This window comes from Sutcliffiella horikoshii, assembly GCF_044809035.1.
GTDB classification, from domain to species: domain Bacteria; phylum Bacillota; class Bacilli; order Bacillales; family Bacillaceae_I; genus Sutcliffiella_A; species Sutcliffiella_A horikoshii_G.
In genome coordinates this window covers 2245125-2264532 of the sequence record NZ_CP085237.1, presented here as the reverse complement: position 1 = coordinate 2264532, position 19408 = coordinate 2245125, and the positions used below count along the sequence as shown (strand labels likewise).

The 19408-nt window shown below is 40.4% G+C and carries 19 protein-coding genes; 17 read left to right on the top strand and 2 right to left on the bottom strand.

The features are described from left to right. Positions 1 to 24 precede the first annotated feature (24 nt). Positions 25 to 900 (top strand): phenylacetic acid degradation operon negative regulatory protein PaaX, encoded by an 876-nt coding sequence (gene paaX, locus LG307_RS11735; RefSeq protein ID WP_404441994.1) that lies wholly within the window; start codon positions 25 to 27, stop codon positions 898 to 900. Positions 901 to 1178: 278 nt separating this feature from the next. Here the strand turns inward: paaX and LG307_RS11730 are convergent, their stop codons facing one another. Continuing rightward, a complete protein-coding gene (locus LG307_RS11730) occupies positions 1179 to 1694 on the bottom strand; it encodes a gamma carbonic anhydrase family protein (RefSeq protein ID WP_404441992.1) in 516 nt (171 codons plus the stop codon). 79 nt (positions 1695 to 1773) lie between these two features. Between LG307_RS11730 and LG307_RS11725 the strand changes: the two genes are divergently transcribed. The 16 genes from LG307_RS11725 to LG307_RS11650 all read left to right on the top strand — a co-directional run bounded on the left by LG307_RS11725 (position 1774) and on the right by LG307_RS11650 (position 18926). Further along, positions 1774 to 2721, top strand: a complete 948-nt coding sequence (locus LG307_RS11725) for an NAD(P)H-dependent flavin oxidoreductase (RefSeq protein WP_404450441.1) — start codon at positions 1774 to 1776, stop codon at positions 2719 to 2721. A gap of 267 nt (positions 2722 to 2988) precedes the next feature. Beyond that, positions 2989 to 3987: an ABC transporter substrate binding protein gene (locus LG307_RS11720; RefSeq protein ID WP_404441990.1), complete on the top strand. Its 999-nt coding sequence runs from the start codon at positions 2989 to 2991 to the stop codon at positions 3985 to 3987. 33 nt (positions 3988 to 4020) lie between these two features. Beyond that, entirely contained in the window at positions 4021 to 5043 is a 1023-nt protein-coding gene (locus LG307_RS11715) for an ABC transporter permease (protein WP_404441989.1), read from the top strand. Next, positions 5021 to 5815 (top strand): ABC transporter ATP-binding protein, encoded by a 795-nt coding sequence (locus LG307_RS11710; protein ID WP_404441987.1) that lies wholly within the window; start codon positions 5021 to 5023, stop codon positions 5813 to 5815. Before LG307_RS11715 ends, LG307_RS11710 begins: the two co-directional genes overlap by 23 nt. A gap of 425 nt (positions 5816 to 6240) precedes the next feature. Next, positions 6241 to 6636 carry a thioesterase family protein gene (locus LG307_RS11705; RefSeq protein WP_404441986.1) on the top strand — a complete coding sequence of 132 codons (396 nt, stop codon included), beginning with the start codon at positions 6241 to 6243 and terminating at the stop codon, positions 6634 to 6636. A gap of 24 nt (positions 6637 to 6660) precedes the next feature. Continuing rightward, a complete protein-coding gene (locus tag LG307_RS11700) occupies positions 6661 to 7797 on the top strand; it encodes a Leu/Phe/Val dehydrogenase (protein WP_404450440.1) in 1137 nt (378 codons plus the stop codon). Positions 7798 to 7813: 16 nt separating this feature from the next. Beyond that, positions 7814 to 8878, top strand: coding sequence for a pyruvate dehydrogenase (acetyl-transferring) E1 component subunit alpha (gene pdhA / locus LG307_RS11695; RefSeq protein WP_404441984.1), 1065 nt, complete (start codon positions 7814 to 7816; stop codon positions 8876 to 8878). Further along, positions 8878 to 9873, top strand: coding sequence for an alpha-ketoacid dehydrogenase subunit beta (locus tag LG307_RS11690; protein WP_404441982.1), 996 nt, complete (start codon positions 8878 to 8880; stop codon positions 9871 to 9873). Before pdhA ends, LG307_RS11690 begins: the two co-directional genes overlap by 1 nt. Before the next feature lie 21 nt (positions 9874 to 9894). Continuing rightward, a complete protein-coding gene (locus LG307_RS11685; RefSeq protein WP_404450439.1) occupies positions 9895 to 11145 on the top strand; it encodes a dihydrolipoamide acetyltransferase family protein in 1251 nt (416 codons plus the stop codon). Then, positions 11146 to 12582 (top strand): dihydrolipoyl dehydrogenase family protein, encoded by a 1437-nt coding sequence (locus tag LG307_RS11680; protein WP_404441981.1) that lies wholly within the window; start codon positions 11146 to 11148, stop codon positions 12580 to 12582. 119 nt (positions 12583 to 12701) lie between these two features. Continuing rightward, positions 12702 to 13820: a 4-hydroxyphenylpyruvate dioxygenase gene (gene hppD / locus LG307_RS11675; protein WP_404441979.1), complete on the top strand. Its 1119-nt coding sequence runs from the start codon at positions 12702 to 12704 to the stop codon at positions 13818 to 13820. 57 nt (positions 13821 to 13877) lie between these two features. After that, on the top strand, positions 13878 to 14966 hold the full coding sequence (hisC, locus tag LG307_RS11670; protein WP_404441978.1) for a histidinol-phosphate transaminase: 1089 nt from the start codon (positions 13878 to 13880) through the stop codon (positions 14964 to 14966). Between the two features lie 18 nt (positions 14967 to 14984). After that, positions 14985 to 15593: a flavin reductase family protein gene (locus tag LG307_RS11665; protein ID WP_404441976.1), complete on the top strand. Its 609-nt coding sequence runs from the start codon at positions 14985 to 14987 to the stop codon at positions 15591 to 15593. Positions 15594 to 15611: 18 nt separating this feature from the next. Next, the gene (locus LG307_RS11660; protein WP_404441974.1) at positions 15612 to 16523 is read left to right on the top strand and encodes a fumarylacetoacetate hydrolase family protein; all 912 of its coding nucleotides are present in this window, start codon (positions 15612 to 15614) and stop codon (positions 16521 to 16523) included. A 23-nt stretch (positions 16524 to 16546) separates the two neighbouring features. Then, complete coding sequence (locus tag LG307_RS11655) at positions 16547 to 17698, top strand: homogentisate 1,2-dioxygenase (RefSeq protein ID WP_404441972.1); 1152 nt, start codon at positions 16547 to 16549, stop codon at positions 17696 to 17698. 391 nt (positions 17699 to 18089) lie between these two features. Next, positions 18090 to 18926 carry a CAP domain-containing protein gene (locus LG307_RS11650; RefSeq protein WP_404441970.1) on the top strand — a complete coding sequence of 279 codons (837 nt, stop codon included), beginning with the start codon at positions 18090 to 18092 and terminating at the stop codon, positions 18924 to 18926. A 41-nt stretch (positions 18927 to 18967) separates the two neighbouring features. On the opposite strand, the gene LG307_RS11645 is transcribed toward LG307_RS11650, so the two are convergent. After that, positions 18968 to 19345: a hypothetical protein gene (locus LG307_RS11645; protein WP_404441968.1), complete on the bottom strand. Its 378-nt coding sequence runs from the start codon at positions 19343 to 19345 to the stop codon at positions 18968 to 18970. Positions 19346 to 19408: the final 63 nt, after the last annotated feature.

Below are 19408 nucleotides of genomic sequence, written 5' to 3'. Positions count from 1 at the left end.
TTTGGTAGAAAGAGGATGCAGGAAATGAATACAAGATCAATGATTTTTACATTATACGGTGACTATGTCAGGCATTATGGGAATAAAATTTGGATCGGCAGCTTAATCAAATTGTTAAATGAATTTGGCCATAATGATCAAGCCGTTCGCGCAGCAATATCGCGTATGAATAAGCAGGGGTGGGTACAAGCGGAGAAAAAGGGTAACAAAAGTTATTATTTTTTAACAGACCGCGGCGTGAAAAGAATAGATGAAGCGGCGAAACGTATTTTCAAGCTGAAAACGGATAGCTGGGATGGAAAATGGCGCATGCTCATGTATACCATACCAGAAGAAATCAGAAGCGTCCGGGATGAACTTCGGAAAGAGCTGGTCTGGAGCGGATTTGGGACGTTATCAAACAGTTGTTGGATTTCGCCTAACTCGTTGGAAAAACAAGTACAAGACCTTATTGCCAAATACGAAATAGAAGAGTATGTAGACTTTTTCATTTCTGAATATCATGGGCCTTTTGAAAATGAACGACTTGTCATGAAAAGTTGGGATCTGAATGAGATAAATGGAAGGTACCAACAATTTATCCAAGAGTATAGCCAGAAATATATCATCGATAAGAATAAGATTGGAAAAGGTCAAATGACAGATGCTGAATGTTTCGTGGAGCGGACCAAGCTTGTACATGAATACAGAAAGTTTTTGTTCGTGGATCCGGGACTGCCAGAAGAGCTTTTACCGGATATGTGGCTAGGCAGTCATGCAGCTTCTTTGTTTAGTGAATATTACAAAGAGCTTGCAGAGCCTGCTTCCCGGTTTTTTGAAGGAGTATTTGAGGATGGAAACGAGCTGGAATTGAAGGATAAGAAGTATGATGTGATGAATCATCCATATATTATGGAGTGATGGGGGCATTTCCACTATGAGTTGGTGGAAGTGCTTTTTTTCTTGTGGAAGTTAGATGGTTTACATAATATTATTATAATGGATATTGTTTGTGTCGATTTTTGTTGAAGGGTAGAAGGTCTGTCCAAAAGTGTACAAGGTTCGGATTTTAAGGTAGAAGGTGGCTCCAAAACGGTAGAACCTAACAAACCAATTGTAGAAGCTCCCTCCAAAGTTGTAGAATCTCAAACAAACAAAAAACCGAGCGTCATATAACAGCCCGGCCCTCATTTCAACCTTTAATCGCCCAATTCCCTCTGATAATCCTTCCCCTTTTGCACATATGTATCAATGGATAGCTGTATCAGCTCCAAATCCCTGTCTGTTAATTCACGAATAACTTTACCAGGGGAACCTACAACCAATGAACGAGGAGGAATCTTTTTACCAGAAGGAATTAATGTATTGGCACCTATGATACTTTCCTCGCCAATATCCGCTCCATCCAAAATGGTAGAACCCATGCCTATGATGCACCGTTTTCTAACCGTACAGCCATGCAAAATAGCTGTATGCCCGACTGTTACCTCATCCTCAACCACTAACGGAAAACCTTCATACAAGTGTGCAGTTACATTATCCTGGACGCTGCATCTTTTCCCGATTCTTATTGGTCCTTCATCGCCGCGTAAAACTGCGTTGAACCAAACAGTCGATTCTTCCCCAATCGTAACGTCACCGATAATTCGAGCACCCGGTGCTACAAATACTGAATCATGAAGTTGAGGTTTTTTTCCACCAAAAGGATAAATCATTCATCACTCACTCCCTAAATATTATTGTCTAAATATTAAAATTAGTATAACATTATTTTTACGAGGGGTGAAATAATTGATGAATAAACTACAACAGATTCTTAAAATAAATGTTCCAATTATCCAAGGCGGAATGGGCAATATTAGTAACGCACCATTAACTGCAGCCGTTTCCAATGCAGGAGGCCTTGGTACAATAGGGGCAGGAACGATGGAGCCGGAACAAGTGGAAGATATCATCAAAAAAACCAAGGAGTTCACGGAAAAACCTTTTGCAATGAATGTTGCTTTGTCAGTCTCTCCCTATACAAAAGAAATTCTGAAACTCATTATGAAGCACCATGTACCGGTTGTTTCCCTTTCGGCAGGAAACCCCGCTCCTTACATTCCAAAGCTAAAAGAAAATGGCATAACCGTCATTTGTGTGGTTGCTTCACCTAAACAGGCAAAGAAAGCGGAAGGTGCTGGCGCGGATATTATTGTGGCAGAAGGATATGAAGCTGCCGGTATTAATTCTAACCTGGAAACAACCACTATGACATTAATTCCACAAGTGGTAGAGGCTGTGTCCATACCTGTTGTTGCAGCTGGGGGGATCGGGGATGGAAAAGGCCTTGCTGCAGCTATCGCCCTTGGTGCCTCTGGAGTGCAAATGGGGACAAGGCTTATTGCTACAAAAGAAGCACCTTTTCACAGTCATTATAAGAACTCCATCTTGGCGGCTGACGATCTGGGAACTGTCATTGTGGGCAGATCTGTCGGAAGGGTAAGAAGGGTTCTTCGCACACCATATGCTGATCTGCTTCTTCAAAAAGAGCAGGAAGGAATTACGCTTGAGGAGTTTAATTTATTGACTACTGAGGATCACCATATTAAAGGTGCAGTCGAGGGGGAGCTTGAGCAAGGTTTCATAAACGGCGGTCAAATATCAAGTATCATTAAAACCATTCCAAGTGTATGCGAACTATTCGAGGAAATGGTAAAGGAAGCAAAAGAACGTCTTCAAAAGGCAATTGTCCTATTATAAGAGTCAAGAAACCTCTTATCCAATCGGAGGTTTCTTTTTTTATTTACAAAAAGAAAAAGGGTTTTAAGGGAAAATGGCGTATTTATTGTAGAATAACAAATTTATTTAAATTTTTAGAATATATTGACACTATTTGTTTGTTGGTGTTAATATAACGTTGAAAAAACGAATGTCATTTTATTCATCATAGACGAAACAACATTGTAAACGGTTTCAATAGCTTACATAATTTTATGTAGCTTAAAAACATATATAAGGGGGATAAGTATGAAAAAGTTCAAGATGAAATCTATTTTGGCAAGTATGGCCTGTGCTGCTTTACTGGTCGGCTGTAGTTCCGATTCAACAAGCGGGGATGCAAAGGATCAAGTGGTTGTAGGGGTAACCCAAATTGCTGAGCATCCTTCTTTGGATGCTGCGTTTGAAGGTTTCAAGAAGGCACTAGAAGACAATGGCTACAAAGAAGGCGACAATGTTAAATATGATGTTCAAAATGCTCAGGGAGATCCGAATAATAACAAGCCTATTGCAGACAAGTTTGTTGCTGATGAAGTGGACATGATTTTCGCTAATTCTACTCCAAGTGCACAAAGCGCATTGCAGGCGACAAAAGACATTCCTATCATTTTTACATCTGTAACTGATCCTGTTGGTGCAGAACTTATAGAATCCTTTGATAAGCCAGGTGAAAACATCACAGGTACTTCAGATACACACCCTGATGCCATTGCTACTACCATCAATTTCATGGTAGATGAGCTTGGGGCGAAGAATATCGGAGTTATTTACAATACGGGTGAACAAAACTCTGTTGTTCAGGTAGAAACAGTGAAAAGTCTTGTTGAGGAAAAAGGCGGAACTCTAGTAGAAGCATCGGTTTCTACATCTGCAGAAGTTCAACAGGCTGCAGAATCTCTTATTGGAAGAGTGGATGCTATCTATATGCCTACTGATAACACGGTTGTTTCAGCTATTCAATCACTTATAACCGTTGCAACTAATGAAAAGATTCCTTTATTTGCAGGAGATCTTGATTCCATGGAAGCTGGGGCAGTTGCGGCAAGTGGATTCAACTATTATGACTTAGGTTATGAGACGGGTTTAATGGCTGTTCAAGTATTAAAAGGTGAAAAGGACCCTTCTGAAATTCCAGTATCCTACCCTCAAAGCTTGAAATTAACCATCAATACAGAAGCTGCTGAAGCTCAAGGCTTGGAAGTGCAAGATGCTTGGACGGAGTTCGCAGAGTTCTATGATGAAAAATAAGAAATTTTAAGACAACGAGGAGATGATTCTGACATGGTAACAGCAATTTTTGGTTCAGTCGAATTGGGAATCATCTACGCAATCATGGCCCTAGGGGTATATCTTTCCTTTAGGGTCCTTGATTTTCCCGATTTGACGGTAGATGGTAGTTTTGTAACTGGCGCTGCAGTTGCTGCGACAATGATTGTCAGCGGATATAGTCCTATCACAGCTACAGTGGTGGCGATGTTTGCAGGATTTATCGCAGGCTGCATTACTGGATCCTTACATACGTTTGGAAAGATTAATCCGCTATTGTCAGGTATATTGATGATGATCGCTTTATACTCTATTAATTTGCGAATAATGGGACGATCGAATGTCCCATTATTAAATAGTGATACCTTTTTCACCAACATCCGTTCCTGGTGGGGGAATACCGGAATAGATGAGTTTTTAAACAATATTTTCTCCACTATCGGTTTAGGTGCATTTGTACCTAAAACGTGGGGAATCATCTTCATCATGTTGATAGTGACGTTTGCCATAAAAATTATAACTGATTTATTTTTGAAGACAGAAATCGGCTTGGCAATCAGAGCTACAGGTGATAATAAACGGATGATTCGAAGCCTTTCTGCCAACACAAGCGGATTAGTCATTGTTGGTTTAGGAATTTCCAATGCCATGGTTGCATTTTCAGGTGCACTGATTGCCCAGCATGGCGGGTATGCAGACGTTGGAATGGGAATCGGGATGATTATCATCGGGTTAGCATCTGTTATTATCGGAGAGGCTATTTTCGGTACCAGGACGATTGCATGGACCACTTTTGCCGTAATTGGTGGCGCCATCATCTATCGTATTGTCGTGACGCTTGCATTAAGGGTGGATTTTTTAGAAACAGGGGACCTAAAAGCCATTACAGCAACGATAGTAATATTGGCACTGATCACACCTAAATTCATTGATAGCTACAAAGATAGAAAGCGGAAGAGACAAAAGATGTTAAAGCTTAGATCTCTACAATCTGCCAATGAAAAGGGGGATCAACGTGCTACATTTAACACAGATTAACAAAATATTTAATGAAGGTACATTAGATGAAAAAAATGCGCTTGATACGATCAATCTCTCGTTAAAAAAAGGAGATTTTGTCACTATTATTGGGAGTAACGGTGCCGGAAAGTCTACTCTGATGAATATGATCTCAGGAGTGCTGACACCCGATACGGGAAAAGTAGAAATTGATGGCCGAGATGTCACGTATATGGCAGAGCACAGAAGAGCCAAATATATCGGAAGGGTGTTCCAGGACCCTATGGCGGGAACAGCTCCAACCATGACCATCGAGGAAAACCTGGCAATGGCATACTCCCGCAACAAAAACCGTACATTAAAGATGGGCGTTACGAAAAAGAGAAAAACTTATTTCAAAGAAGTCTTGGAAAAGTTGCATCTTGGTTTGGAAAACAGGTTAAGTGCAAAAGTGGGGTTGCTATCGGGTGGAGAAAGACAAGCATTGTCTCTTTTGATGGCAACATTTACAGAGCCTGATATTCTTTTATTGGATGAACATACCGCTGCACTTGATCCATCCCGTGCAGAGTTGATTACCAATATCACAAAAGAGATTGTGGCAGACAAGGGATTGACAACGCTTATGGTGACCCATAACATGCAACAGGCGCTAGATCTTGGCAATCGTTTAATCATGATGGACAAAGGCCAAATTATTCTCGAAGTAGAGGAAGAAGAAAAGAAATCTCTTACCATTGAGAGATTGTTAGCTGAATTCCAACGAATACGCGGACAAGCCATGACTAACGACAGAGCGTTGCTTAGTTGAATAAGAAAAGGGGAAAATGACATAATCATTTTCCTCTTTTTTATCGTTTAAGAAATTATAAAAAAATGGAATGCTGGATTCGTTGGGATGAAGACCTCCGTGACGAGGAAAAAGGTGGAGAATGGTCCTCATCGCAGTTATGAAGACCTTGGTGACAATGAAATTTCATTGAAATTGTCAAAGATGAAGCGCAAAGGCAAGATCCGGCCAAGGTCAAGATTTCAAAGCTATGCGAAATGCGAGATACGTCCTAAGAGATTAAAATCTTACTTGGGACGTGGTTTTAGGTTGCATTATCGATTTTAATTTGTTCTCCTGGACTTTTAAGATTGACTATTTATAAAATTTCTACAATTTATTGACGGTTCATTTAACGGAATGTTATTATAGCGTTAAATAAACGTTATACGTTTTGGGGTGTAAACATGAAGCCAGATCTAACTATAGGTGCCAAACATAGCATCCGAATCACGGTTACAAACAAAATGTTTGCCCAGTTTGAAGGGAAAGTGGTGCATCCTGTGTATTCCACTGCAATGATGGTCTATCACATGGAGTGGGTTTCTCGGCAAATAATTTTAGGGGTTTTGGATGAGACAGAAGAAGGAATGGGTGCAGAAGTAAAAGTTAAGCATCTGGCTCCGGCAACAGAGGGAACCGTTTTGACTTTAGAAGCAACCATCGTCGGTCTAAAGAAAAACTTCATTATCACAAAAGTATTAGTTTTATCTAATGACAGATTGATTGGCGAAGGGGAAGTTACGCAAGTTGTATTACCTAAAAGAAAAATTGAAGCTTTGATAGACTACAAGAATAATTGATAAAGGGTGGTTGCTTTGACAAATATGAAAACGCTTACTTCTGAAGTTGGGGGAATGGAAATGTTTGATAAGATTCAACAACACCAACAAGTAGTTTTTTGCAATGATCCTGATACCGGGCTGAAGGCCATTATTGCCATACATAACACAACATTAGGGCCTGCCTTAGGTGGATGCAGGATGCAGCCATATCACTCTGTCGATGCGGCTCTATATGACGTTCTCCGTCTTTCAAAAGGAATGACATATAAATGTGCCGCAGCGGACGTGGACTTTGGCGGAGGAAAAGCGGTCATCATCGGTGATCCTAATAAAGACAAAACCCCGGAGCTGTTCAGAGCTTTCGGACAGTTTGTAGAGTCTTTAAATGGACGTTTTTACACAGGTACAGATATGGGGACATCTCCTGAGGATTTTGTGCATGCCCTAAAGGAAACAAATTGTATTGTCGGTGTGGATGAGGTGTATGGCGGAAGTGGAGACTCCTCCGTGCCAACGGCTCAAGGAGTTATTTATGGAATCGAAGCGACAAACCTTACACTCTGGGGTTCAAAGAATCTTTACGGGAAAAGTTATGCCATTCAAGGGCTCGGGAAGGTTGGGGCAAAGGTGGCAGAGCAGCTCATGAATGCCGGCGCTGACATTTATGTTTCCGATATAAATGAATTCGCCATCAATCAACTTGTTGCAAAAGCCAAGGAAGTTGGCGCAGGAATTAAAGTGGTTGGCGGAGATGAAATATACTCGGTTGATGCAGATGTGTTTGTACCGTGCGCTCTTGGTGGAATCATCAATGATCAGACAATCGAACAATTGAAGGTGAAAGCAGTGGTAGGTTCAGCAAATAATCAACTGATTGAAAATCACCATTGTGCCATGCTGCAAGAAAAAGGGATTCTCTATGCACCAGATTACATCGTAAATGCGGGTGGGCTTATACAAGTGGCAGATGAACTATATGAACCAAACAAAGAGCGTGTTCTTCGCAAAACAATGGCCATCTACAATTCTTTGATGGATGTTTACAAGGAAGCTGAAAAAATGAATATTACCACGGTAGAAGCAGCAAATAATTTCTGCGAACAAAGACTTGTAGACAGAAGCAGAAGAAACAGCTTCTTTACTCATTCCAAGCGACCGAAGTGGTCTGTACGAGTTTAACAGAGGGGGAAATAAGGTGAACAATCAATTTCCTATTATTCAGGTTATCGATAATCAAGGGAATATACTTGATAAATCCTACGAAGAAAGAATGACAGAAGAACTTGCAAAGTCGATGTATAGGCATGTACTTAGAATTCGTACCTTTGATAAAAAATGTGTAAGCCTTCAACGTCAAGGTCGTATCGGCACTTATGCACCGTATGAGGGACAAGAGGCATCACAAGTTGGAAGTGCGATGGCGCTCCAGGAAGAAGACTGGTTATTTCCGTCTTATAGGGATCACGGTGCTACTATGACGTTCGGTCACTCTCTACGCAACATTCTCCTATTTTGGAATGGGAGAAATGAAGGGTGTATACCGGCAAATGGGAAAAAAGTATTTCCACCAGGGATCCCAATAGCCACGCAACTCCCACATGCTGTAGGAGCGGCATACGCGGAAAAAAGAAAAGGCACTAGAAACGCAAGTATCGTTTATTTTGGCGATGGAGCAACATCTGAAGGGGATTTCCACGAAGGTTTAAATTTTGCTAGCGTTTTGAAGGCGCCAGTTGTATTTTTCAACCAAAACAATCATTTCGCCATTTCTGTACCACTTTCCAAACAAATGAATACAGAAACAATTGCCCAAAAAGCACTCGCATATGATATGAGAAGTATTCGCATAGACGGAAATGATATTTTTGCTGTCTATTTTCATACACTGGACTCTTTGGAACAAGCAAGAAATGGTGAAGGTCCCACTTTAATTGAAGCGGTTACGTGGAGATATGGTGCACATACGACAGCTGACGATCCTACCAAATATCGAGACCAATCGGAAAGTGAAAAAAGGCGGGAGGACGATCCGATACTACGCCTTGAACGCTTTATGAAAGGAAAAGGCTGGTTCAACGAAGAACTTAAACAATCAATGTTAGCAGAGCTCTCTCAAGAAGTCGATTCTTCCATAGAAGAGATGGAGAGTTTTCCAAAGGCAAACCCTGCTGATATGTTTGATTATGTATTTGAACAACCTACATGGGGAATTGAGCAACAGAAAAAGGAACTTCTTCAACTGATGAGAGGTGAAGCATAATGGAAACGGCAGTAAAGACTAGAACATTGACAATGGTTCAGGCCATTACAGATGGACTGGACACCATGCTCCGTGAGGACGAAAATGTTCTGCTTATGGGAGAAGATATTGGGGTCAATGGTGGTGTTTTCAGGGCTACCGAAGGACTGCAACAAAAATTCGGGGAAGATCGAGTGATGGATACCCCTTTAAGTGAAGCTGGTTTTATAGGAGCTGCAATCGGAATGGCGATAAATGGGTTCCGTCCCGTTACAGAGATCCAATTTCTTGGATTTATTTATCCTGCCTACGAACAAATCATGACCCATGCATCAAGAATCAGGGCAAGAACGATGGGGCATTATACCGTCCCTATGGTGATTCGTGCACCATATGGAGCAGGAGTCAGGGCCCCGGAAATCCATTCAGATAGTACAGAAGCAATTTTCACCCATATGCCAGGTATCAAGGTTGTTTGCCCGTCTAACCCATATGACGCCAAAGGATTATTGATTGCTGCAATCGAAGATCCAGATCCAGTACTATTTTTAGAGCCGATGCGTTGTTATCGTTCTGTCAGGGAAGAAGTGCCTGAAGGAAAATATACTGTGGAAATCGGAAAAGGAAAGGTTTGCAGGGAAGGGGAGGATGTTTCCATCATTGCATGGGGAGCGATGATTCCGGTTGCCCTTCAATCTGCAAAAAAACTAGAGTCTGAGGGTGTAAGTTGTGAAGTGATCGACCTGAGAAGCCTCTACCCGATTGACAAAGATATTATTGCGGAATCTGTACAAAAAACCGGGAGAACGGTTATTGTGCACGAAGCTCATGCTGCAACAAGTGTAAGTGGTGATGTGCTTGCCATCATCAATGAAACATCGTTCCTCTATCAAAAAGCGCCGGTGGAGCGAGTGACTGGATTTGACGTTCCAGTTCCTTATTTTGGTTTTGAAGACTACTATTTGCCAACTACTGACAGGGTCATTGCAGCAGTAAATAAAGTGATGAAGTTTTAGTAAAAGGGGGTTCACAGTATGATCGAGGTCAAACTTCATGATATTGGCGAAGGTATGACACAGGCTGATATTTTAACTTTCTTTGTTAAAAAAGGAGATAAAGTGAAGCCTGATGAGCCTCTGGTGGAGGTACAGACAGATAAAATGACTGCCGAAATACCAGCGCCACGAGCTGGGGTAATCAAAGAAATCTTGGTTAAAGAAGGGGAGACCATTTCAGTTGGTACCACTTTATTTATATTAGAAGCTGATTCAGCCGGGAAGGAAACAATAACTTCTTCCAACTCTACACAAAAAAACATCTCCTCAAAAGTTGTGGAAGCACCAAGAGAGCATCAACAACCAACAAAGCTTAAATCTTTTAGAATCATGGCTACCCCATATACAAGAAAGATTGCAAGGGACGCGGAAGTTGATATTGAACAGGTTGAGGGGACCGGTCCTGCCGGAAGAATCACAGATGAAGATGTATATAGATTCATAGAAAGTAAAAAGCAACCTACACCAAAAGTTGAAATAAAAGAACAGCCAGTTCAGCAATCTCGAACACAAACAGAATCCAATAATCAGCAAGAAGCTACAACAATCATTCCATTTAGAGGACGAAGAAAACAAATAGGCAAGAAAATGTCACAGTCACTGCTTACCATACCGCATTGCACCCATTTTGAAGAAATAGATGTGACAAATTTATTAGAACACAGGGAGATTTGGAAAAAAAGCAATCAAAGCATATCAGCAACTGCTTTATTCCTTAAAGCCATCTCCATCGCCTTAAAAGACTATCCAATCTTTAATGCCAGATTGAATGAGCAGGAAGAGACAATCGAATTGATAAAAGAACATCATATCGGGATAGCCACAGACACAGAAGATGGATTGATTGTCCCTGTGATCCGCAATGTAGAGAGAAAATCATTAAAAGAAATCCATGCCAATTTAAAAGAGTTAACCCAAAAGGCCCAGGACAATAAGCTTTCCATGAAAGAATTGACCGGAGGCAGTTTTACCATCAGCAATGTTGGTCCTCTAGGAGGAAGTATTGGTGCTACGCCAATTATCAATCAGCCGGAAGTGGGATTGATCTCATTCCATAAAACCAAAAAACGTCCGGTTGTAAATGAGCAGGATGAGATTGTTATACGTTCCATCATGAACATTTCCATGTCATTCGATCATCGTGTGGCAGATGGAGCGACAGCAGTGGCATTTACCAATAGGCTGACTCAACTTTTAGAAGAACCAAAATTATTAATGCTGGAGCTGGTTTAAATGGTTGTAGGCGAACTTACGCAAGAACGGGATGTAATAGTGATCGGTGGAGGCCCGGGGGGTTATCACTCTGCAATCAGAGCGGCGCAGTTAGGTCGGCAGGTTACCATTATTGAGAAAAATAAGCTTGGCGGTGTCTGCTTAAATGAAGGATGTATCCCATCCAAAATACATACAGCAGCAGCTCAGTCATTTCAACGGATGGAAACTTTTCAACAACTGGGGTTGGATACGAGCGGGGTAACATTCGATTTGCCGAGTTTACAGGAACACAAAAAGAAGGTTGTGGAGCAACTGCTTCAAGGTGTTGTGGCATTATGCAAAGCAAACAAAATCGAGATCATAACGGGAGAAGCCTCTTTTATATCTGCCAGTAAAATAGGGGTAGAGAATGGGCATCAATATGATACCTTTACCTTCAAAGATGCAATCATAGCTTCTGGGTGCAGTAAAAAGCCAATCGCAGAAATACATCACCATTCATTGACACCTACTTCCATCTGGAATCTGGAGAAGTTGCCAAGTGAACTTATTTTATATGGAAACGATGATTTTACCCTTGAAGCTGCAACTACATTTAACAGTCTAGGGTCAAAGGTAACATTGATTCTTCCTCCAGGTCAGCATGAATTTACATTTGAGCCTGCCATTAACAAAGAATTGCAGAGACAGTTGAAAAAGCAAAAAATAAAGCTCTATAAGACTGACACAACTCCTAAGTTCAGGTTCGATGAGAATCAGTGGGAAGTGGCATTTGATCACGGTAAGAATGAATCCGTCGTTTTGGAAAGTTCACACCTTTATTGTGCCGAAGAAAGAAACCCGGTAACAGAATCACTTGGTCTTCAGCGAGCAGGCATTCATTTGTGTGAGGAAGGTTTTATAAAAATTAATGAAGCGTGCCGTACAAATATTGCTTCCATTTATGCAATTGGTGATATTACAGAAGGCCCGGCCTTGGCGGTAAAAGCGATAAAACAAGGGAAGGTGGCAGCGGAAAATATCGCAGGCCATCACTCTGAGTTCGATCTTACTTTTCTTCCTAGAATCGTGCAGACCATTCCTCCCATTGCAACTGTCGGGATGACGGAAACAGTTGCGATTGAAAATGGATTTGAAGTAAAGGTAGGGGAAAGCACCCTGCAAACAAATGGTTATGCAAGCATTCTTGGGCAAAAAGAAGGCTTTACTAAAACGGTAACAGATTCAAAATCCGATCTGGTTTTAGGTATTCATATAATGGGAGCCCAAGCGGTGGAAATGATCAGTACAGGAACAATTGCTTTAGAAATGGTTGCAAGACAAGAGGATATGTTATTTCCATCTTACCCGCATCCAAGTGTGAGCGAAAGCATGTGGGAGTCAGTCGAGGATCTTGAGGGAATAGCAATTCATAAGGTCCCTAGAGCGACGAAACAAAAAGTGACTTCGTCTTGACACGTTGGCGCGTCAAAGCATTCTAGCTTTAAACGAGACTCTTGCAGACTATGAAAATTATAGATTATATTATATTCAGAATAATAATATTTTTTAGATAAAAATTAGGAGGGGTATTTATGAACGTAGAAAAAACGATGCAAGTAAAAGATCAAGCGGAAGAAGTATTTCCTGTAAAAGATGTGGACTATTTGGAGATCTACACAGGTAACGCCAAGCAAGCATCACATTTTTTTGCCACCACATTCGGTTTTCAACCTATAGCTTATTCTGGGTTAGAAACAGGCAACAGGGAGACGGTGTCCTATGTATTAAAGCAACGTAATGTACGACTTGTCATTACAGGTTCACTTAAACAGGATACAAAAATTTCTGAGTTTGTTAAAAAGCATGGGGACGGAGTAAAGGATATTGCACTTGTCGTAGAAGATGTTGAAAGTGCTTACAACGGAGCAGTGGAAAGAGGAGCAATCGCCATCCAGCCTCCACAAGAGCTGACAGACGAGCACGGTACATTGAAAAAAGCGGTAATTGGTACATACGGAGATACCATCCACACACTGGTTGAACGTAAAAATTATAGTGGAGTATTCATGCCTGGATTCAGAGCATACACGAACTCCACACCGGTTAAAGACGCAGGTATTATCGGTATTGATCATGTGGTAGGGAACGTAGAGCAAATGGAAGAATGGGTCGCTTATTATGAAAAAGTGATGGGCTTCAAGGAAATGACTCACTTCACAGATAAAGATATTAACACAGAATATTCCGCGCTTATGTCTAAAGTAATGCACAATGGCGGAAGAATTAAATTCCCAATCAATGAACCTGCTGAAGGAAAAAGAAAATCACAAATTGAAGAATACTTGGAGTTCTATAATGGTGCCGGTGTTCAACATATTGCAATCCTGACGGAAGATATTGTACAGACAGTAAGCAAATTAAAGGAAAATGGCGTAGAGTTCCTTAATACTCCTGATACTTACTATGAAATGTTGTCAGAAAGAGTTGGGGAGATTGATGAGGAAATTGCAAAGCTTCGCGAGCTGAGCATTCTGGTTGACCGAGATGATGAGGGATACTTACTTCAGATATTTACAAAACCGATTGTAGACAGACCAACTCTTTTTATTGAAGTAATTCAACGGAAGGGTGCAAAAGGCTTTGGTGAAGGAAACTTCAAAGCGTTATTTGAATCCATTGAAAGAGAACAAGAATTAAGAGGGAATCTGTAAAAAAGTCACAAAGGGAGGACCAGTTTCCTCCCTTTTTTATAGGAGGTAGATTAACCAATGGCGGTAAAAGTAAAAAGCAGGAAAATTCTTCAACATATTGCTGCCTACCCTTTAGGGAAAAGCTTGCAGGATATACAGAGCGAATTAGGAATCGAGAAAATAGTAAACATGTCTGAAATTGAAAATGTATTCGGTTGTTCGCCATTAGTAAAAAATCAATTAATGCAAAAGCTTGATTATCTATTTACTTATCCCGACGGTTCCGCTAGAGCTCTATCCAGCAAATTGAGTGGTTTTTTGGGAGTTGCACAAAATCAATTGTTTATAGGCAATGGTTCTGATGAAATTATCAGACTATTGATCCGGGCTTTTTTAAATGGTGAGGAAGAAGCCATTATGGCCGATATCACTTTCCCGAGATACAAAACCAACGTGTCCATTGAAGGCGGCAAGCCTGTGATCGTTCCATTGAAGAATGGCGTTCATGATTTGACTGCCATGCTCGCTACCATTACCGAACAGACGAAAATGATTTTTGTCTGCAATCCTAATAATCCGACTGGGACCATTGTAAAAAAGGCTGAACTTATTTCCTTCATTGAAAAAGTGCCGGAGCATATATTGATCGTCCTAGATGAAGCTTACTATGAGTACGCAACAAGTGATGAATATCTGTCATCCATTCCTTTACTGAAGAGGCACTCCAATCTTGTCATTTTACGAACGTTTTCTAAAGTATATGGATTGGCGGGATTAAGAATTGGTTATGGCATTATGGATCCTTCCATATCAGCTGAATTGAACAAGGTTAAAGAGGTATTCAATGTTAACCAGTTAGCACAGGCAGCTGCAATAGAAGCGATAGCAGACCAGGAATTCAGGAGAGAGTGTATCCTTCGTAATGAAGAAGGAAGAACCTATTTGGAGACTGAACTAACAAAGCTTGGTTTTTCCTATTTCCCTACACAAGCGAATTTCATGATGATACATATCGGCAAGGATGGAAACGAAATCACTCAAAAATTACTTACAAAAGGGATCTTGGTTAAATCAGGTGCTGCTTTAGGATATCCGAACAGTATACGCGTCACCATTTGTTCTATGGAAGATAACAGTTACTTTATTGAGACGTTAAAAAATTTGTAGGAAAGCAGGTGGACGAACATGGATATACAACCAAGCAACCTTGCCTGGAAAGATGCATATAAGTTGATGGTTGGTTCAATCTTGCCAAGACCGATTGCACTAGTTTCTTCTATTAATAATGAAGGAAATGCAAACATCGCTCCTTTCAGCTTTTTTACAGCGATCAGTGCAGAGCCGATGCTAGTCTGCTTTTCTCCTATGCGAAGAGGGACAGATGGGTCAAAAAAGGACACTTTACTGAATATTGAAAGCACAAAGGAATTTGTGATTAATATTGTCAGCGAAGAAATAGTAGAGCAAATGAATATAACAGCGACCGAATTTCCAAGCGATGTGGATGAATTTGTAGAATCAGGTTTTACAAAAGAACCTAGTCTCCTAGTTACCCCACCAAGAGTGAAGGAGAGTCTTGTTCAAATGGAATGCACACTTCATGAAGTGTTGCATTTCGGTGATGCGCCAGGTTCAGGAAGCCTTGTAATTGGAAAAGTGGAGAGTTTCCATATTTCAGATGACCTTTATTATGAAGGGAAAATTGATACCAAGAAATTGAATCCAGTAGGGAGAATGGCAGGAAGTATGTATACAAAGGCCATCAGTGATATGTTTGAACTTCAACGCAAATAAAAAATGTGAGGGTTTGTCATGAAATTTATAACCTTTAAAAAAGATTCGGATGACAATAGAGCCGGCTGGATACAAGATGACGTTGTTGTCGATATGAACGAAGCATCCGATGGTCTATTACCGAGCGATCTTTTAACATTAATTAATCAATATGAAAAATTCAAAGATATTGTGGCACTGCACTCAGAAAGTGATAGCGAAAAAGGAAGGTATAAAAGGAACGAGGTCACACTCCTTGCACCACTGCCTAAACCTGTAAGCGTCCGTGATTTCTATGCATTTGAGGAGCATGTAAAGACGGCAAGGGCCAGAAGAGGGCTTGAGGTAATCCCGGAGTGGTATGAAATGCCTGTGTTCTATTTTACCAATCACATGGCTATTAAAGGTCCTGAAGAGTTTATTGACAAGCCATCCGCTTGTGAATGGATGGATTACGAGCTGGAAATCGCCTGCATCATTGGAAAAGAAGGCACAGATATAATGGCACAAGATGCCGACGAGTACATATTCGGCTATTGCATCATGAATGACTGGAGTGCAAGGGACCTTCAAGCAAAAGAGATGAAGGTAGGATTGGGCCCAGCAAAGGGAAAAGATTTTGCCACATCTTTGGGACCAGTCATTGTGACACCAGATGAACTTGAGTCGTTTAAAACAGATAAAGAGTACAACTTAGAAATGACTGCTTCTGTTAATGGAAGTCTACTTTCTAAAGGGAATTTCAAGCAGATTCATTATACATTTGCTCAAATGATTGAAAGAGCTTCAGCCGATGTTACATTATACCCTGGAGAAGTGATAGGATCAGGAACGGTTGGTACGGGCTGCATCCTAGAACTCGGTACAGAAGTACACCGCTGGCTACAACCCGGTGATGAAGTTGAACTAACCATCACAGGTCTAGGAACATTAAAAAACACAATTAGATAACTACTATGATATGAGGTGAGCTCATGTATTATCGTAAAATGGGAGAAATACCACATAAACGCCACACGATGTTTAAAAAAGAAGACGGGACATTATATAGAGAACAAGTAATGGGTACCAAAGGATTCTCAGGTACACAATCCATTCTCTATCATCACTACCTGCCGACAGAAGTGGTAAAATCCACGGTGCTTGGCAGCTATATGCCAGAATATGAAGATCAAGAAGCCCTGAATCACCGCCACCTACTAACCACATCATTAGAGACAAAAGGAAACGCATTAGATGCCAGAGAATACTTATTAGGCAACAGTGATCTTTTAATAGGAACAGCACTGGTCACGGAGAAAATGGAGAATTATTACCGAAATGGTGACGGAGATGAACTACTTTTCATTCATTACGGTTCAGGTAAAGTGGAGACCATGTTCGGGACAATCACATACCGCCCAGGAGATTATGTGACCTTACCAATCGGTACTATCTACCGCGTCGTTCCTAAAGAAGAAACAAAAATTCTCTTCATCGAATCTTTTAGTCAACTAACCACACCTAGAAGGTATCGCAATGAATATGGCCAGATGTTGGAACACAGTCCATTTTGCGAACGTGACTTTAGGGGACCTGAAATGTTGGAAACATATACAGACAAAGGTGAGTATGAAGTAATCACCAAAACAAGGGGCTATTTGCATTCACATGTACTTGGTCACCACCCACTTGATGTTGTTGGGTGGGATGGTTACCTCTATCCATGGGTATTTAATATAGAAGATTTTGAGCCAATAACAGGTAGGGTTCACCAGCCACCTCCAGTTCATCAGACATTTGAAGGTCATAACTTTGTTGTATGTTCCTTTGTGCCAAGATTGTACGATTACCACCCAGAAGCAATACCGGCACCTTATTATCATAGTAACGTGAACAGTGATGAACTGCTATATTATGTGGCAGGGAACTTCATGAGCAGAAAAGGAATAGAGGAAGGATCCATTACGTTGCATCCATCAGGCATTCCGCATGGCCCGCATCCAGGTACCACCGAGGCAAGCATAGGGAAGAAAGAGACCTTGGAGCTTGCAGTCATGATTGATACATTCAAGCCATTGAAAGTTGTAAAAAAAGCACACAGTATAGAAGATAAGAAGTATATGTTTACTTGGATAGAAAAATAGTTTTGTTTAGAACACCAAGCTTTTTAATAGAGCTTGGTGTTTTAGTTTGTTTGGAGAGGAATTATTATCCAAAAGAGTAAGATTTCCTGTAAAGAATGTAATATAACAGAACTATTTTGTAATAAAATGGACCGTATAAAAACTTGTCAACACCATTTTATTAGTATAATTTTAATTTGTTTCATTTTACTGGAAAAATGCTTGAAGATTGATTGAATTAGCCACTCCATGAAATCCGTTGATACATAAAGAGTTTTTCAGTATATGGATAATAATTGAAATTATACGTTTTCATTTTCTATATTATTCCTCTAATATTACACAAAACCCGTGGTATGATTTTCGTGTAGCAAGAAAGCAACACAAAAAACTTCAAGGGGGAAACACACCTATGAAAATCAACAAAAAATCTATCATCACTGCTGTAACAACTGCAGCTGTACTAACTGCGGCACCATTCGGAATGAATGCGAAAGCAGAATCAAACGCACCAACAAATCCAACATGTGACTTAACAAACAAAGTCATTTCATTTAATAGTAATAAAGCATTCACAAATCAAGAAGATGCAAAAGCGTTCTTAGATGGTTATGTGAAAGATCTTGAAGAAAAATACGGCGTAAAAGTTAACCTAAATGGCGCACCTTCTGCTGAAGCAGTTGAAAAAGAAGCACCAAAACAAGCTGAACAGAAACCTGCTGAAAAAGTAGAAGCTCCAAAGGAAGAAAAAGCGGAAGCTCCTGCTGAAGCACCGAAACAGGAAGCACCAAAGCAAGAAGCTCCATCACCACAACAACAAGCACCACAACAAAATGCTGAAAAACCAGCAACTGAACAAACTGCTGGTGCTGTAAGTGAGTTTGAAAAGAAAGTGGTAGAATTAACTAACGCTGAGCGTGAAAAACAAGGTTTAGCACCACTTGAATTAGATGAAGAATTAAGCAAAGTAGCGAAAGACAAGTCTAAAGACATGCAACAAAACAATTATTTCTCTCATAACAGCCCGACTCACGGATCTCCATTTGATATGATGAAGAAATATGGAATTCAGTACAACACTGCAGGGGAGAACATTGCACAAGGTCAACAAAGCCCTGAAGAAGTTGTGAATGCTTGGATGAATTCTGAAGGTCACCGTGCTAATATCATGAATGAAAACTTCACTCACATTGGTGTAGGTCATGTGGAAGAAGGTAACTACTGGACTCAAATGTTTATCGGAAAATAATATAGTCACCAAATAAAAGGCAGCCGGTTGGCTGCCTTTTTCTATTTGTTTGTTTCAAAGTCATGATCACAGCGTTCCATATAAAAGTAAGCCTTTTTTATCTGTTGGACAACCCTTTGGATACTATTCGGGTTAATGCGATTTACTCCAATATCTTGGAGATACGTAAAGGCAACTGCCAAACAAGGTAAGAGATAATCTGAACTCAGCAGACTGCTATCGTATTCAATCAAAATTTTTATTTCTCTTTTTAACTTTTCTTTATACCTTTTGAATTGAATTATCAGATTTTGCTGCAATTGTGTTTTCTGCTCATAGTCTGACATCTCATAGCTTTCCAGCAAATCTAAGAGGACTTTTAGCTCATGGCGAAAATAGTGTAAAGAAGCACGAACTTTTTCCATATCATAATCATTCATAGGTATTACCTCACTTAAAAAATTATAATATGACTTTTTTCGACAATTTACTACATAAGTCCT

Coding starts and splice junctions, on each gene's coding strand:
- paaX (WP_404441994.1), top strand. CDS start 25: ATGAATACAAGATCAATGATTTTTACATTATACGGTGACTATGTCAGG.
- LG307_RS11730 (WP_404441992.1), bottom strand. CDS start 1,694: ATGATTTATCCTTTTGGTGGAAAAAAACCTCAACTTCATGATTCAGTA.
- LG307_RS11725 (WP_404450441.1), top strand. CDS start 1,774: ATGAATAAACTACAACAGATTCTTAAAATAAATGTTCCAATTATCCAA.
- LG307_RS11720 (WP_404441990.1), top strand. CDS start 2,989: ATGAAAAAGTTCAAGATGAAATCTATTTTGGCAAGTATGGCCTGTGCT.
- LG307_RS11715 (WP_404441989.1), top strand. CDS start 4,021: ATGGTAACAGCAATTTTTGGTTCAGTCGAATTGGGAATCATCTACGCA.
- LG307_RS11705 (WP_404441986.1), top strand. CDS start 6,241: ATGAAGCCAGATCTAACTATAGGTGCCAAACATAGCATCCGAATCACG.
- LG307_RS11700 (WP_404450440.1), top strand. CDS start 6,661: ATGAAAACGCTTACTTCTGAAGTTGGGGGAATGGAAATGTTTGATAAG.
- LG307_RS11690 (WP_404441982.1), top strand. CDS start 8,878: ATGGAAACGGCAGTAAAGACTAGAACATTGACAATGGTTCAGGCCATT.
- LG307_RS11680 (WP_404441981.1), top strand. CDS start 11,146: ATGGTTGTAGGCGAACTTACGCAAGAACGGGATGTAATAGTGATCGGT.
- hppD (WP_404441979.1), top strand. CDS start 12,702: ATGAACGTAGAAAAAACGATGCAAGTAAAAGATCAAGCGGAAGAAGTA.
- hisC (WP_404441978.1), top strand. CDS start 13,878: ATGGCGGTAAAAGTAAAAAGCAGGAAAATTCTTCAACATATTGCTGCC.
- LG307_RS11665 (WP_404441976.1), top strand. CDS start 14,985: ATGGATATACAACCAAGCAACCTTGCCTGGAAAGATGCATATAAGTTG.
- LG307_RS11660 (WP_404441974.1), top strand. CDS start 15,612: ATGAAATTTATAACCTTTAAAAAAGATTCGGATGACAATAGAGCCGGC.
- LG307_RS11655 (WP_404441972.1), top strand. CDS start 16,547: ATGTATTATCGTAAAATGGGAGAAATACCACATAAACGCCACACGATG.
- LG307_RS11650 (WP_404441970.1), top strand. CDS start 18,090: ATGAAAATCAACAAAAAATCTATCATCACTGCTGTAACAACTGCAGCT.
- LG307_RS11645 (WP_404441968.1), bottom strand. CDS start 19,345: ATGAATGATTATGATATGGAAAAAGTTCGTGCTTCTTTACACTATTTT.